Origin of the sequence: Bifidobacterium aquikefiri (assembly GCF_002259795.1) — a bacterium.
Classification (GTDB): domain Bacteria; phylum Actinomycetota; class Actinomycetes; order Actinomycetales; family Bifidobacteriaceae; genus Bombiscardovia; species Bombiscardovia aquikefiri.
In genome coordinates this window covers 193,988-208,960 of record NZ_MWXA01000008.1, presented here as the reverse complement: position 1 = coordinate 208,960, position 14,973 = coordinate 193,988, and the positions used below count along the sequence as shown (strand labels likewise).

The window sequence follows — 14,973 nt, the reverse complement described above, 5'->3', positions numbered from 1 at the left end:
TAGCCGTAGTCGAGAGATCTGTACAAAGACGGAGATCCCTCCCTTCGACTCACTGCGTTCGCTCAGGGCAGGCTGACCTCGCTCGGGGTAATGGTGTTTGGTGGTTGCTTGGGATGACGGTGAAATCCCGTATGAATCAGGCGATTTTCTGGGGTTGATACCTGAAATTCACCTGAAGTTAGCGTGTCATTGTTCCTTGGTTGCCCATCGCTCAAGATTTGAACTCTAGGGTGTACCGCGGAGCCCAAACCATAGATGAATGTTAGTGAGATTGCAGTATGCAAAAAGATTGGCTTGGGCAAGGTATAAGGGGAGAAAATGGTACAAAAGCAACGACACATGCGTGCGTCACGATGGCTGTTGGCTACAGTTGCCGTCGCAACGTGCGTGACTGCCACCAATCTGGCAGCAGTTATGGCTAATACTGCTTCAGCAGCGGAAGCAACAGATGTTCAGGCAACTGCACAGGATGCCTGCTCAGCGCATATTGGTCTTTCGGGTTATTCGGATGCCCTCGATGGTGCTCAAGCCGATGGGGTTACGGTCGGTGGACTTTCATCGCTGGCGTGGGACAAGACCAGCGGTTCATACGTTTCAACGCTTGATAACAACGGCAGCACAACGGCCCGGATCTGGTTCGTGGGCAGCAATCTTGCGAGTCCCAAGATCACTGGTAGTCCGATCATCTTGAAGCAGACCGATGGAACTCCATATGATGGCACGAATTCCGACAACGAAGGCCTTGCAGTCCTCCCCGATGGGGACTTCATGGTCAGCTCAGAGACGGAACCATCAATCCGAATCTATGGCCGCGATGGAGTGCAAAAGCAGGAGCTTGCAGTTCCAGCCAGCTTCGACGTTGCACCACAGGGCGAAGCAACGAGCAACCTCACGCTTGAAGGTGTGAGCATCTCACCAGCAGGGCACGAGGTCGTTGCGTCCATGGAAGGCAGTCTATCCGGTGATGGGGCTCAAGGCACGTCGCTGATCCGACGCTTCCTGGTGTACCGTGATGATGTCACCGGTGCAGCCGGTCAATGGAAACTCACCAAGCAGGTGGCCTTCAAGGTTTCGGACGGTGCCAAGGGCATCTCGGATATCGCGTTGCTTTCTGATGACAGCGCTCTTGTTCTGCAGCGCTCCTATGACAGCAAGACTGGCAACGACATCATTCTTTCGAAGGTGAGCGCACTCACCACTGCTCCCGATGTCAGCAATGTCGCCAACCTTTCTGAGGCTCCGGCTTCGGACTTCGTGTCAGCAACAACGCTCGGCGACCTTGTCAACTGCTCGACGCTCAATGCGCCGCTCAAGTCGGGTGAAGTGCAGAAGAACCCCTTGATGGATAACTACGAGGGTCTGGCCATTACCAAGCAGACTGGTAACATCGCCAGCGTCAGCCTTATCAGCGACAACAATTTCAATGCTACGCAGACCACTCGCGTGCTGAATCTCAACGTTGATACTGCCGACTATGAATCGGATACGAATCAGCCTGATCTACTTAGCATGCTCAGCGGATTCAGCTCACTATGGAAGGCTTCTGAGCCTTTCAACTCCGCTGATCCATCCACATTCGGTGTCGGCGTTGTCAAGAATGCTCAGATCTTGAAGGAAAACGATGATCTGACCCAAGAAATCAACAACAAGGCCGCCGAAGGTTCGACAGATACGACGCCTTCGAAGCAGGTTCAGCGTGCATTGGTTGATTCCGATTACAAACTTGGCGAGACGCTTCCTGACTCGCTGGGACCGGTGCTCGGCCAGTATCTTGCTGAGGGCATTGCCAAGAATCAGCTGCCGCTCTTCAACAAGCTGTTTACGCAGACGAATGCCAGCGGCTACGGAGTCTCAACCCTTGGTGACTACGTTTCAACATCAACCGCCAAGATCACTTTCAATCATCCTCGCCCCTACGTTGATCGCACGAATGGCGGATACACGGCGGCCGGCCTTGAAAAATCCGTGCCGATTGTCAAGGCACCGGTGTGGACGAGCGCGGACGGAACGAAGCATGATCCGTCATATGATGGCATGCTGACATCTGGCTCATTCCCTTCAGGACACACCACGTATGCCACATCTGGCGCCGTTGGTCTCGCGACCCTGCTTCCAGAGCTTGCTCCTGAAATCCTGGCTCGTGGGTCTGAGGCCGGCAACAACAGAATCGTGCTTGGAGTTCACTATCCGCTCGACATCATTGGTGGCCGCATGGATGGTGACGCCGCCAATGCAGCGCGCTGGTCTGATCCGGAGTTTGTGAAGGATCAACTGCTTCCGGCACGCGCCGAGCTGGTCAGTTATCTTACTGCTCAGTGCAAGGCGAACGGCAAAGGTTCAACGCTTGCCGACTGCATCACCAACACCAAGGCAAACAGCACGAACGGATACAGCAACGACTTCGTCGATGTGGTATCCAAGGAGGCGGTGACTGACCGTGCATCAGCAATCAAGGTCTACGAAAATCGCATGACATACGGTTTCAGCAAGGTTGGAGCTGCTACCACCGCGCTGCAGAAGGCAGCTTCCACAAGCGTGGCAAACGTTCCAACCGGTGCAGAAAACCTGCTGATGACCGCGTACCCAACATTGAGCAGTGCTCAGCGCCGCCAGGTGCTGGCGATGACAGCCCTGCCGGTTTCCGATGAGCCGCTGCAGGCGGAATCTCAGGGATATTACAACCTTGATCTTGCTGCTGCAATGAGCGCCACTGTGCAGATAGACAGCAAGGGCAATGTCGTTAAGGTTACCTCCGGTGCCGCAGTGCCAACCGTGCAGAAGGTGTCCGATAACAGCGGTTCAAACGGTGGTTCCCCTGCGACTCCGACCAATCCCAGCAACACAGGGTCGACGAATCCAACGAATGTCAACAACGCCAACGGCGAGACCTCATCGAAGCCGCTGGCAACAACTGGTGCAAATGTTGCTCTCATATCGGCAATAACAGCGATGACTCTGTTGATTGGTGGAAGCTTGGTCCTCGTCAAGAGGCATAAGTTGCTCTTCAAGTAGTCGCATGCCGTATTCTTCGAATATGTGTATCTGAAGAAGCTTTCATAACAGCCATTCCCGTGGGTGTCCACAACGACAAGCATCGTGTGGACACCCACGGGTTTTCCTTTTTTGCGAGGCGTTACACTGAGTTCATGAGAGAGTTGACTACTGAAGCATTGATTCTGAGAGCTTGGCGAGCGAACGACGATGCTGAAACCGCATCGTTATACCAATACGCACAGGATCCTGATGTCGGCCCCTCTGCCGGATGGGCTGCACATGCGAATGCCGAGGAAAGTGCAGCAGTCATTCGAACAGTGCTTTGCAACGCACAGAGCTATGCAATAGTCCTTAAAAATCCCGAAGATAAGGATCTTATCGACAAGCCCATTGGCTCGATAAGTTTGCAATCTGTTCCAGAGCAAGTCATGCGTTACATTGAAACGCTCGAACTCCACAAGCATGACGGCATTAGCAACACCATGGAGCTGGGGTTCTGGATCGGCAAGCCGTTCTGGGGGAGAGGACTCGTTCCTGAAGCATCGCTCGCCGTGATTGAGCATGGATTCAATGATCTGAAACTCAATGCGATCTGGTGCAGACATGACATTGAAAACGTCAAATCTGGCCGTGCACAAGACAAGATCGGATTCGAGCATGTTGGCATCATCAGGCATATCCACATGAATATGCTCCCTGGCGACATTTATCGGGATGAGGAACTCCGACTAATCACCAGAGAGCAATGGGAGAAACGTTCTCAAAGCTGACCGTTCAACTCTGTGAGTGGCAACATATTGGAACTACTGTTCAGGAACGGTGGCAGAGACCTTGTCGAGCGTTGCAAGCTCGTCGGCGGAAAGGTTGATCTTCGTCGATGCGAGCAATGCCGTAAGTTGCTTAGGAATGCGCGCCGAAGCAATGGGACCGGCAATCTGAGGCTGATGACGCAGCCATGCCAGTGCGATGCTTGCAATGGCTGCATCGTGTGCCTTTGCAATCTGGTCCATTGCTGAAACCACGTCAAGACCTTCCTTGGAGAAGTATCCCTTGACCATGCCGCCGCGCTGTTTGCCTTTCAGATCGTCTTCACTGCGATACTTACCGGTAAGGAATCCGGCTGCGAGAGCGAAGTATGGGAACACTGCCAGGTTCTCCTTCTTTGCGACGGGCAGCAGATGCTTCTCGTAGTTCTGCCTCGTCACGAGGTTGTAATGAGGTTCGAGAGCGACCGGCAAGGTGAGATTATTATCGCGAGCAATGCGGAACCATTCCTCAATGCGTTCTGCCGAGTAGTTCGAAATGCCGATGTTGCGAACCTTGCCCTCCTTGACGAGCTTGTCGAAGGCGGCAACGGTTTCTTCCAAAGGAGTCTTCTCGTCATCGAAATGGGCGTAATAGAGATCGATGGTGTCTATGCCGAGACGGAGCAGTGATTCATTGGCGGCAGCTTCGATATTGCTTGCAGAGAGCCCGGAATATTGCGGATGCTGAGAAACCTTGGTTGCGATGAGCACCTTGTCGTGCTTGCCGCTTGTTGCGAGCCAGCGGCCAAGAATGATCTCGGATTCACCGCCGGAATGACCAGGAGCCCATGCCGAATAGACATCTGCAGTGTCAAGGAGATTGCCGCCTGCATTCACGAAATCATCGAGGACGGTGCGTGTGTCCTTCTCGGAACTGGTCCATCCGAAGGTGTTGGTTCCTAGAACCAGAGGATAGATTTCTGTGCCAGTATTGCCTAATGTCGCCATGTGCGACTCCTTTCATGTGAGAAAACCGCTACCAACCATTTCTAGCGATATGGCGCGATGAGTGCAATGCATCTCGGTGAATTCAGCCATTAGCACCAGTTGCTCAGGAATGTCGCCGGAGTGATCGCAGAAGAACTGCGCCACCCGATTTCGCATGTGCCTCGCCACAGGATTGAGCAACGTTCCGGCCCGCCTCTGGGTTCTCGCAGTGGTTGCTGATATGCTCGTATATGGGAGAAAGTCAATATTCATACTGATATTGACGTCATATGAATCATATATAAATCTGGAGAAAAGATGACTGGAAGCCTCATTTCTGTAATTGTCATACTCGTGCTTATCATCATGTTCCTGTTTGGTGCGCTCTATGTGGTGCCGCAACAGCAGGCATTCATCGTCGAGCGGTTGGGCAAGTTCAAGAAGGTCACATATGCGGGTCTGCACGCCAAGATTCCGATTGTCGACCGTATTTCTATGAAGACCAACATGCGTGTCAACCAGCTCAGTGTAAAGCTTGAGACCAAGACACTCGATAACGTCTTCGTCACCGTGGTGGTCTCGACGCAGTTCCGAGTCAACCCTGAAAATGTTGCTACGGCATACTATGAGCTGCGCGACCCTGCAGGCCAGCTCAGGTCGTACATCGAGGATGCACTGCGAAGTGCAATACCTGGGCTGAAACTCGATGATGCCTTTGCTCGCAAGGATGATGTCGCATCGGATGTGCAGAAGACCGTCGGACAGGAAATGTCCAAGTTCGGCTTCTCCGTCATCAAGACCTTGGTCACTGCAATCGATCCTTCCCAGCAGGTCAAGAATGCCATGGACTCGATCAATGCCGCGCAGCGCGAGAAGGAAGCAACCCGTGAACGAGCACAGGCTCAGCAGATTCAGATTGAAACGCAGGCTGCCGCAGAGGCAGAGCGTACCAGGTTGCAGGGTGAAGGTCAGGCCAACTATCGTCGAGAGATCGCAAACGGCATTGTCGATCAGATCAAGAGCCTTCAGGGTGTTGGAATGGAAATCAACGATGTGAACAATGTGGTGCTGTTCAATCAATATCTCGATGTCGTTCGCTCGCTTTCAGAATCGCCAAACTCGAAGACTGTGGTGCTTCCGGCCTCCACTCCAGGCGGATACAACGAACTCTTCAACCAGGTCACGCAGGCAACGCTGACCACACAGAAGTAGCAACACACAGAAGTAACAAACGGATTGGACGGCTTGCTCTGCGGGGGATATGACGCGCAGGGCAAGCCGTCCTTTGCATTCCAGCTGGAATTCTGACTCAGCCAGGCTCACGATTCAGAAGGGCACCGTTCTGCGGGTCTACAAGGGGTTTACGGGCGAGCGCGAAGCACTGTTCGCACAATCAGTGGGTCAGGAATGACTGGATGTGCGTAGCAGCCGCGTAACCCTTGCGATACATACGCTCGAGTCCTTCATAGCTCTTGCTCAGGGTATCGAGACCACAGAGATCATCGGGAGCGAGAATCAGCACGGAGCCTTCTTCGGCATAGTTTTTCGCCAAGGCAACCTCGTCGTTATAGGTCTGATAGCGGTTCAGCAGTCGATCGGCAGAGTTTGGGAACGTTCTTCGAAGAATTCTCGCGGGCATGATGTCCTTATGCTGTTCGCGCAGCACATCCTTGAGCCGTGTGAGCACCAGAACAATGCGATCGTTGCCGTCGTCAATAGCCCGTTGCACGGGAACCGGATCTGCAATGCCGCCGTCAAAATATGGAACATTCTTGTAGACATACGGCTCGCACGCCACAGGAACAGCCGATGATGTCTTGAAGATATCGTAGTGATCCTGCGCTATCTCCGACTTGTCAAAATACACGGCCTCGCCGGTTTCGGCATTGCAGGCAACAACGGTCAACTTGCTTGCATTGTTTTTCAACGCCTCGAAGTCCATCGGATCCTCGCCGTCGTGGTTCGACAATGTGCTGTATACGTAATCGAGGTTGACGAAGTTTCTGTCCTTCAAGAAATTGGTGGCGCTCGCGTATTCGCGTCGGAACGCATACTGCGTGTAGAAACGGTGCGTGCGTCCAGGTTGCAGGGCAAGGAAGGAAGCAAGGTTGGCGCTTCCTGCAGAAACGCCATAGCAATGGTCAAAGGAGATACCCTGCTCATCGCAGTAGTCAAGGATTCCCGCCCCGAAAATGGATCTGAATCCTCCTCCAACGTCAATGATTGCAGTACCGCTCATATGGTCCCCCTTTTTTTCTTTAGCCTACACAGGCCGATGACAAAACAGTCGCCGCATCGCCATAGGCTACTCATATGAGCATTCCCGACATAGTGTACAAAGGCCACGGCACTGGCAATGATTTTGTCATATATGCCGATCCTGATGGGCAGTATGAGCCTACTGCCGAAGAGGTTCGGCATATCACCGACCGGCATTTCGGCATCGGCGGCGATGGTCTGATCAGACTCACCCATCCGCGAGACGTTTCGGATTTGGGTGAGGCAACCGTCGAATCCCTCGAAGATGCCGGTGCGCAATGGTTCATGGATTACCGCAATGCTGATGGTTCCCTGGCCCAAATGTGTGGAAATGGAACGCGAGTCTCGGCATTATTCGCACAGAAAGTAGCTCTTGATTCCGGTTTCAATCCGCAAGAGGGTAGTTCAACGGCAGGTGAGGCTTCAGCGGAGCGATCCAACCACGCTTTTATCCTTGGCACACGTGCCGGTGTAAAAAAGATCCGTGCAATTCGGGATGATCCAGTCCTTGGAACCCAGCTCTTTCAGGTCGACATGGGTCCATGGTCAGTCGGACCAGCGGACGAATATACGGTGACTTTGCCCACCTTTGAGGGCAGGGCCATGGGGACGTACGCTGATTTGGGCAATCCCCATATCGTTGTCGTGGCGCAGAATCACAGCGACAATACGACGTTGAAACGGCAGGCTGCCCAATCAGATCTGGGCGAGGTCTCGCAACTGGATCTCACCAGGGCACCAATCGTCCAGCCTGCATTGGAGTCGGGTCAAAATGTTGAATTCCTGGAAGTGATGTCCACTGATTCAACTGCTGATGCGGGAACGGCAAATATGCGCGTGAACGAACGCGGTGTTGGTGAAACACTGTCCTGTGGAACGGGTCTCTGCGCCAGCGCGGCGGTCCTTCGTGGTTTCACTGGCATTGGTCACTGGACCATTGGTGTTCCTGGCGGAACGTTGCGAGTCGATGTTGAGCCGGATAGGGTTCTGCTCACCGGAACTGCCAGAATCGTCGCAAGAATAGAACTTTAGAAAATAGCGGCACCTTTATCAATAAGAATCAATGCTGCGACAGCAACGATCCACAGGACATCGATCATCAGGTCGAAGTGCAGTCGATAATAGCTTGCAAGGCTGCTGGCGAGTGTGCCGAATCGATCTGAGCTCGGAATTCGATGCACGCTGACGGTTGCGTGGCTCAGGGCCATGAACTGTATCGTTGTGGCAAACATGAGGCAGAGGCACCATGGGCATAGGGCATTGATGACGAACATGGATTGGGTAAACAGCCAGTAGGCATAGAGGAAGGCAGCCAAACCACCCCACCAGGTGGCGATGGTGAACCAACGGGGCGTGCGTGCACGAGCCAGGCCAAGAACGGCGATGGTGATGAAAATCGATTCAGCGGCAATGCCGAAGAAGGCATTCGGGAAGCTCAAGCCGCCAAAGTGCACTATTTCCGCCTGCCATGATTGAGCAACGGTTGAGCATGAGACCAATGCATTGACATCGCACTCGAGTTTGGCGTTGGGATGTCGTGCCAGTTCCAGCGCTTCACCCGAAAGAATGAATGAGACCAGGAGCGCACTGATTGAAGCTACCAACATCACCAGATAGGTCCATGTGGCACCGTGCCGCCATCCAGTCAGCCGATCGTAGGGGCTATTGTCGCCTGTACCGGTGTTGTCAGGGGATTCGGAGCTGTGGAAGGAACCATTGGTCGCAAGTGATGGGCGGTTACTGCCAGTTTCTTGGCCGTAATCATTTGAATTTGTGGTCATTCACAATCCTTTGCATATGACTTTGAGACAACGCAGGGTTGTCCCAACAACAATAGTTACGATTCTAAGCCTACGATGGTACGTATGACTGAAAGTAACGAGGCATTTTCGGCAGACGCGCGGTGGGATCTCCATTGTCATACTCGATTTTCGGATGGCACATATACCCCTACGGAACTGGTGAAACAGGCAAAGGGACTGGGACTTCAGGGAGTTGCAATAACCGATCACGACACATACGCGGGTTGGCATGAGGTGGCTCATGCGGCAGAACAATATGAATTTCCCGTGATCAGGGGCAGTGAAATCACTGCATATGACATGCATACATCGGTGCACATGCTTGCGTATCTCTATGATCCCAACAACGAAGTGATGATTGATATGTTCGTGGCCACCCGTGAGGCACGTCTGAAGAGAACACGGCGGATGGTTGAGGCAATAGCCATGGATTACCCGATAACCTGGGATTCGGTGCTCGCTCAGGTCGGGGAGGGCGAGAAAACAACGGTGGGACGTCCGCATATTGCTGATGCGCTCGTTCACGCCGGAGTGTATGACAATAGATCACAGGCATTCGATGGAATATGCTCGTCCTCAAGTCCGTATTATATTCCAACGCCTTCGCCATCGACTCACGAAGTGATTCGATGTGTGCATGCCGCCGGGGGAGTCGTGGTGGTGGCTCATGCTGGAGCGACTGCTCGCAATCCTGAACTGCTATCGGATGCGCAGATAGAGACGTTGATTGCAGAAGGTCTTGATGGGCTTGAAATCTGGCATCGCGATAATTTCCGAGTTCAGCAACACAGGTTGTCGCGCATCGCAAGGGATCACCATCTGATCATGACCGGCGGATCGGATTGGCATGGCAAGGGTAAGCCGAATCTGCTCGGTGAGAACACTGCGCCGGGCAATGTTGCCGCGGCAATCGTCAAACAGGGAATTCTTGGCCTGCTCTGAGAAAAATGCGCTCATTGTGAACTTCGCGCAGTAACAAGCCTAATATTAAGCGAAAACGCAACGCCATCAAGCCCAAAATAAGGTTTACTACTTCGTGAAGTTCACAATGAATCCGTAAACTGGCATACGAGACTCAATATTGCGGCACATGCGAGCTTATAAGGCTCCGAAACCGACTGGGTGAGCGATATCCGAACCGACAACCACATATCCAAGGGCATCAGTCGGGATGACGATGCGGCGTCCGCGATTATCGGTCAGATTGATGGGCTTGCTGCCGGCAACTGCGTCGTCAATAACCTTTGAAATGTCGTCTGCCGTGGCATCAACGCTGAAGTTGAGTGCTCGTGCGACGTTTCTGATGCCAATTTCGATTTCCATGAATTCCTCCGAATCATTGATACTGTGCGATGCCGTTGTTGACCTCTCGAATTCCAAGATGGAACCGTCAAGTCATCTCTCAGGCATTCTATGGTCAGCTGTTGTCTTTCGTCTGATTGTGTTCGCCAACAGCATCGTGAAGTTTCTGAACGGGAATGACGATTGTCTCCTGATCCTGCTGATGTCGGTTGGCAACTTCAGCTGCCTGAACCACTTCTGTCGGATGATCATCCATGTTGAGATCGTTATGATCATCCAGACGGTTGGCAGAGTCGATGGATTGCGATGTGCCAGCATTGCCAGAATGCCGCGTCGATTCAGGTGCCTTAGGTGCGGCAGACTTGTCACGAAGCGAATCTTCTGGTGACACTACCGCATGATTCAGCGTTGGATGATGCCCCTGCCCAGTGGTTCCAGTGGATCCACTGATGCCATTCATGTCATTGATGTTTGCGGGTCTCAAAGACTCATCGCCCTTGTATGCGTGGCGTGCCGCATGACGTGAAGCGTCGGAGTCATCTCCAGAAGCAAGCAAAGAGCCAACGGTGATGGTCGATGGTGCCCCTGCGTTTGGATCGCGGTGAGCCGGCACCTTTTGCATGTCGACATGCTTCATGGCAATCTGATGGGCGAGACGCTCCACCTCGGCGCGGAACGTGACGATGGCATCATTGTTGGCACTGTCGAGGGCCTGAATCAGATCGCTGACCTTTTCCATCTGAAGCCAGAGGTTGGCGCGCAACATGATCAGGGAATCGAGTCTGGAACCCATCATGCGCCCGTACGACGAGAGCAGCGCATTCCTGTGCTCTTCATCAAGTTTTGCAAAAATCCAAGCCAAGTCTCTTGCCGGATCGTTCATCTGCATGTTCTGCCAGCGATGTATTCCGGTGAGATTGGAACCATTGAAAATGATGTCACCATCATGGAAACCACCGTGCACCGTGCATGTACTGAATGACCACAGGCCTTCTGTTTCAACGATCTGAGCCCAACTGGACGTTATCTCGCGAGGAATGTGACCAGCTTTGGATAATGTGCGGATCCAGCCGGTCAGTTGTCGGTGAATCTGCTCGGTAGAGTAACAGGGGTAGGATTCATCCTTCAAAAAGTTGGGGCGCATACGATGAATGGCGCCGATTGCCGTGCCTACGGCCATGCACTCGTCAATGGTGAGCGCGCTGAGCTTGCGGGGATGACCATCGCAATGAGCTGCCATCACGACACCCGTAGTGCCAGTCGAAGCTTCCTTATCGTCTCCTGCTTCGTAAGATACGATGCGTTCTATTGAAAAACCCAGACCGGCGGTTTCTCGGGCTCTTGATAGGGCCAAAGCGGCGTGAACCTGCGATTTGAGCAATTTCTTGCCCTGCTGCCTGGCTGCAGCGACAACATCATAGAGGTGTCCCGAGGTATCGCGAATGACTGCCGTGCGTATTCCGGCAGCAATATCTTGAGCTGCGAGTTGCTCACCATCGCTTATTCCGGACACGGCGATGTTCGGCATGGTGGCTGATGCCAATGCTGCCAATGTAAGGTTGCTTTCAGTGGTCACGTTTCCACAGTAATACACGCACACCACCAGTTGAAGTCTGCCATGCCTCAGACAATGAAAGAGTGACAACTTTGCACGCAGAAAATCCTCGTGATAACGAAATCTTGAAGTCGCTTGATGACGATCAGTATGCAGCGGCGTCGACGATTGAGGGTCCAGTGCGCATCACTGCGGGTGCCGGTGCCGGAAAAACCCGAACCATAACACATCGCATGGCATATGCATGTTCGATAGGGGCATGGAATCCCGGTGAAACCATGGCAGTTACCTTTTCTGTGAAGGCCGCTGAAGAGATGAAAACTCGGCTGATGCGCTTGGGGGCGAGCGAGGCAATACAGGCAGCGACTTTCCATTCTGCGGCGTTGTCTCAGGTCAGAACTGCCTGGTATGAGCTCAGTGATGCGCCATTCCCGCAGATTATTGAGGATCCAAGAGCTTTGCTTGCCGTTGCCTTGAAACGCGTGTCGGGCACCGACGATATCGAGGCAATGCACATGCGGGACATTCTCGCAGAGATTGGGTGGATGAAGGTCTCGCTGATTGCTCCAGATGATTATGTGCGCGTGTGCTCTGCCTTGCATCGAGTACCACCTGCAGACCTTGATCCGCAGTCGATGGCAGCGGTGATGTCCGCCTTCGAACAGGAGAAATCGAGCCGCAATCAGATCGATTTCAATGATATTCTGCTGATTGACTGCAACATTATAGAGCGTCATCCTGAAGTGGCCGAGAGTATTCGAAAGCGTACCAAACACGTGACCGTTGACGAATACCAGGACGTTTCCCCGCTCCAGCACAGACTCTTGCAGCTGTGGATGGGCAAAGGCAGATCAATCTGTGTAGTTGGCGACGCAGCGCAAACGATTTATTCATTCGCAGGGGCAAGTAGCTACTATCTGCGTCATTTTGCCGAGGAGTTTGGACCACTTGCAGCTGATGTTGAGCTGAATACGGATTATCGCTCGACGCCACAGATCGTGAATTACGCCAACATGGTGCTCTCGAGAAGTCCAGATAGCGAGACGTATCTCACACTTCAGTCACCACGTGAGCAAGGCAAGCGTGTCAACACGGTTGTGTTCCCCGATGATACGAGTGAAGTCGGGGCCATTGCCCAACGCATTTCACGCATGCTGAAAGCGGACCGGGATATGGGCTCCATCGCAATTCTGACTCGAGTGAATGCCCAGCAACGAGCGGTGTGCGCCGCGCTTGGCGAGAGAAAGATCCGCTATCAGGTTCGCACCGATTCAGGATGGCAGAGTTCCAGGATTGACTCGGCCCAAGCTGAGGCCTTGAGCCGCGTGCAGGATCAGGATGCCTCGCAAACTGATGAGGAACGCTCTCGGGCGGCAAAAAATGCACTTCGAACAGTTACGGTTTCAACCATTCATGCCGCAAAGGGTCTTGAATTCTCCCATGTATTCATCATTGGCTGCTCGGAAGGGCTCATTCCCTTCGGATCGGGGCAGAATGGCAGTCTTGAAGAGGAGAGACGGCTCATGTATGTCGGCATCACGAGAGCCGAGGATGTGCTCACACTCTCGTTTGCAAAAACCGCTCGCGGCAACGGCTACACCGAGCGAAAGCCAAGCCGCTTCCTGCTCCGTGGCCGGGCATAACGAAGAGCAGTGGCAGGTTGTGCTTTAGAAGTCGGTTTTTGGCGAGAATTCTAGAGAAACCGACTCGCAAAGCACAACCTGTGGAGAAACCGACTCGCAAAGCACAACGTGTGCTGGAAGAGTGCGGCTTAGTCCTTGTCGGGATTGTCGTTGTGATCATCGTTGAGCAGTTTGCTCAGTTCTGCGTCCCAATCAATCTTGCTGGGGCCGTTCGAAGATGTTTCGGATGAACCTGTGGACTCGGATGGATATTGATCCGAGTCTTCCGTTCCGTCGGCTGAGGTGGAATCGGATGGCAAACTGGGGAGTAGGTCTGGATGGCTCCATTTCGAATCTCGAAGCTCCTGCCCGCCTTCTGCAGTGAGCTGCTCCCAGATCTGCGAAGCCTCACGCAGACGTTTTGGACGCAGTTCCAAGCCAATCAGAGATTCAAACGTCTGTTCCGCAGGGCCGCCGACAGCGCGTTCACGGCGAATCATCTCACGAAGCTGTTCAATGTGTGGAATATGTGCCATGCCGGCACGCCATACGACACAGTCAACCCATCCTTCGACCAGTGCGAGGAGATCGGCAAGACTATGGAGCGCCTCCCGCTGTTCTGGAGTATCGGAGGCTCCAACGTTGGTCAGATTCACAGCGCCAGCAATCGATTCAGGGTTCATGTCGGTAGCATCGCGGAGTTGATCTTCCATGGCATCAAGATCGATAGTGATGCCGCGGGCATACTTGCCGATCAATGCCTCGAAGCGAGGCATCAGCCACGGCACAGAAGCATAGAGACGGGCATACGTCTGTTCGCGCAATGCCAGGAAGCTCATGACTTCGTGTACATCGAGCTCAAGAGACTGCGCATATTCATAGATATTCTGAGGAATCAGCGCGCCCGCGGGATTTGACTGCAACGCAATGCCCTGATCGAAGCTGCCGCGTATTTCCTTGGCCAGTTTGCCGGCCGCCTGCCCCAATTGCATGGAGAATGACGTGTTGCCCAACAGTTTCATCAGGGTACCGGGATCCTTGAGATTATCGGGAATTGGAATTGGCACAGGTCCTGCAAACATTCCCGAGACCTGACTCTCGAAGGAATCTCCAAATCGTTCGGTGAAGACTGCTGACAATGCATCGTTCATTGATTGAACCACCGGTGCCGAGAACTGCGCCCATGCGGCAATCGTGTTCTCAAGCCAGCCATCACGAGTCAGAACCTGCATTTCGCCAGATGCGGGATTGAAATCACTGATGGCGTCGAGCCATAGCCCTGAAGCGCTGATTGCCTCACGAGCCGTCTGTGCCTCCTCGGCGGTGACCGTGCTCTCTGCACCGTCTGAAGCAATGGTGCTTGACGCAATCGACTTGGCAAGGTCAGTGTTGACCGGGCCCTTCTCAATCGTGCGTTCCACGTCTCCTGTGGTGTTCAATCCGCCCGCTGAGAAAGCCTTGATCAGGGATTGCACCTCTTCCGGCTTGGGCAAGCCCTCTGCGCCTTGAGAGAGGATCTGGTCGCGAACTTCATTGGGCAGCTGAGAGAATTGAGCCCATGCGGCCTCTCCCTGCACCGGCCCAAAGCATTGTATAAGCCATTGGTGAATTGCATTCTCGTCCATAACGCCCGTCCGTATCAAAGTGGTTGGTGATTCCCTGTATTGACTCTGTGCTGACTAGATTACACGTGTGTGGTGGGTGGT

The 14,973-nt window shown here is 53.3% G+C and carries 12 protein-coding genes; 6 read left to right on the top strand and 6 right to left on the bottom strand.

Annotated features, from left to right (window positions below; all coding sequences use genetic code 11):
• Positions 1-318: 318 nt before the first annotated feature.
• Together BAQU_RS09000 and BAQU_RS08995 are read left to right on the top strand one after the other, a co-directional pair.
• Positions 319-3,012, top strand: coding sequence for an esterase-like activity of phytase family protein (locus tag BAQU_RS09000; RefSeq protein WP_094694849.1), 2,694 nt, complete (start codon positions 319-321; stop codon positions 3,010-3,012).
• A 134-nt stretch (positions 3,013-3,146) separates the two neighbouring features.
• A complete protein-coding gene (locus tag BAQU_RS08995; RefSeq protein WP_143241999.1) occupies positions 3,147-3,764 on the top strand; it encodes a GNAT family N-acetyltransferase in 618 nt (205 codons plus the stop codon).
• 33 nt (positions 3,765-3,797) lie between these two features.
• Here BAQU_RS08995 and BAQU_RS08990 read toward each other — a convergent pair whose 3' ends face one another.
• A complete protein-coding gene (locus BAQU_RS08990) occupies positions 3,798-4,748 on the bottom strand; it encodes an aldo/keto reductase (protein ID WP_094694845.1) in 951 nt (316 codons plus the stop codon).
• A 297-nt stretch (positions 4,749-5,045) separates the two neighbouring features.
• Between BAQU_RS08990 and BAQU_RS08980 the strand changes: the two genes are divergently transcribed.
• Positions 5,046-5,939, top strand: coding sequence for an SPFH domain-containing protein (locus tag BAQU_RS08980; RefSeq protein ID WP_094694841.1), 894 nt, complete (start codon positions 5,046-5,048; stop codon positions 5,937-5,939).
• A 181-nt stretch (positions 5,940-6,120) separates the two neighbouring features.
• Here BAQU_RS08980 and BAQU_RS08975 read toward each other — a convergent pair whose 3' ends face one another.
• Positions 6,121-6,966: a patatin-like phospholipase family protein gene (locus BAQU_RS08975; RefSeq protein ID WP_094694839.1), complete on the bottom strand. Its 846-nt coding sequence runs from the start codon at positions 6,964-6,966 to the stop codon at positions 6,121-6,123.
• Positions 6,967-7,040: 74 nt separating this feature from the next.
• On the opposite strand from BAQU_RS08975, the gene dapF reads away from it, so the two are divergent.
• Complete coding sequence (gene dapF / locus BAQU_RS08970; protein ID WP_094694838.1) at positions 7,041-8,018, top strand: diaminopimelate epimerase; 978 nt, start codon at positions 7,041-7,043, stop codon at positions 8,016-8,018.
• On the opposite strand, the gene BAQU_RS08965 is transcribed toward dapF, so the two are convergent.
• Positions 8,015-8,767: a vitamin K epoxide reductase family protein gene (locus BAQU_RS08965; protein ID WP_094694836.1), complete on the bottom strand. Its 753-nt coding sequence runs from the start codon at positions 8,765-8,767 to the stop codon at positions 8,015-8,017. The two genes, dapF and BAQU_RS08965, sit on opposite strands and share 4 nt — an antisense overlap.
• Before the next feature lie 84 nt (positions 8,768-8,851).
• Here BAQU_RS08965 and BAQU_RS08960 point away from each other — a divergent pair, with 84 nt between their 5' ends.
• Complete coding sequence (locus tag BAQU_RS08960; RefSeq protein WP_094694834.1) at positions 8,852-9,730, top strand: PHP domain-containing protein; 879 nt, start codon at positions 8,852-8,854, stop codon at positions 9,728-9,730.
• A 156-nt stretch (positions 9,731-9,886) separates the two neighbouring features.
• Here BAQU_RS08960 and BAQU_RS08955 read toward each other — a convergent pair whose 3' ends face one another.
• Both BAQU_RS08955 and BAQU_RS08950 read right to left on the bottom strand, forming a co-directional pair.
• On the bottom strand, positions 9,887-10,111 hold the full coding sequence (locus tag BAQU_RS08955) for a DUF3107 domain-containing protein (RefSeq protein WP_094694934.1): 225 nt from the start codon (positions 10,109-10,111) through the stop codon (positions 9,887-9,889).
• A 94-nt stretch (positions 10,112-10,205) separates the two neighbouring features.
• Positions 10,206-11,666 (bottom strand): phosphotransferase, encoded by a 1,461-nt coding sequence (locus BAQU_RS08950; RefSeq protein ID WP_094694832.1) that lies wholly within the window; start codon positions 11,664-11,666, stop codon positions 10,206-10,208.
• 62 nt (positions 11,667-11,728) lie between these two features.
• On the opposite strand from BAQU_RS08950, the gene BAQU_RS08945 reads away from it, so the two are divergent.
• Complete coding sequence (locus tag BAQU_RS08945; RefSeq protein WP_244568502.1) at positions 11,729-13,288, top strand: ATP-dependent helicase; 1,560 nt, start codon at positions 11,729-11,731, stop codon at positions 13,286-13,288.
• Between the two features lie 128 nt (positions 13,289-13,416).
• Here BAQU_RS08945 and BAQU_RS08940 read toward each other — a convergent pair whose 3' ends face one another.
• Positions 13,417-14,892, bottom strand: a complete 1,476-nt coding sequence (locus BAQU_RS08940) for a zinc-dependent metalloprotease (RefSeq protein WP_094694830.1) — start codon at positions 14,890-14,892, stop codon at positions 13,417-13,419.
• Positions 14,893-14,973: the final 81 nt, after the last annotated feature.

Excerpts from the sequence above, each read along its gene's own strand:
- BAQU_RS09000 (WP_094694849.1), top strand. The coding sequence starts at position 319 with ATGGTACAAAAGCAACGACACATGCGTGCGTCACGATGGCTGTTGGCT.
- BAQU_RS08995 (WP_143241999.1), top strand. The coding sequence starts at position 3,147 with ATGAGAGAGTTGACTACTGAAGCATTGATTCTGAGAGCTTGGCGAGCG.
- BAQU_RS08990 (WP_094694845.1), bottom strand. The coding sequence starts at position 4,748 with ATGGCGACATTAGGCAATACTGGCACAGAAATCTATCCTCTGGTTCTA.
- BAQU_RS08980 (WP_094694841.1), top strand. The coding sequence starts at position 5,046 with ATGACTGGAAGCCTCATTTCTGTAATTGTCATACTCGTGCTTATCATC.
- BAQU_RS08975 (WP_094694839.1), bottom strand. The coding sequence starts at position 6,966 with ATGAGCGGTACTGCAATCATTGACGTTGGAGGAGGATTCAGATCCATT.
- dapF (WP_094694838.1), top strand. The coding sequence starts at position 7,041 with ATGAGCATTCCCGACATAGTGTACAAAGGCCACGGCACTGGCAATGAT.
- BAQU_RS08965 (WP_094694836.1), bottom strand. The coding sequence starts at position 8,767 with ATGACCACAAATTCAAATGATTACGGCCAAGAAACTGGCAGTAACCGC.
- BAQU_RS08960 (WP_094694834.1), top strand. The coding sequence starts at position 8,852 with ATGACTGAAAGTAACGAGGCATTTTCGGCAGACGCGCGGTGGGATCTC.
- BAQU_RS08955 (WP_094694934.1), bottom strand. The coding sequence starts at position 10,111 with ATGGAAATCGAAATTGGCATCAGAAACGTCGCACGAGCACTCAACTTC.
- BAQU_RS08940 (WP_094694830.1), bottom strand. The coding sequence starts at position 14,892 with ATGGACGAGAATGCAATTCACCAATGGCTTATACAATGCTTTGGGCCG.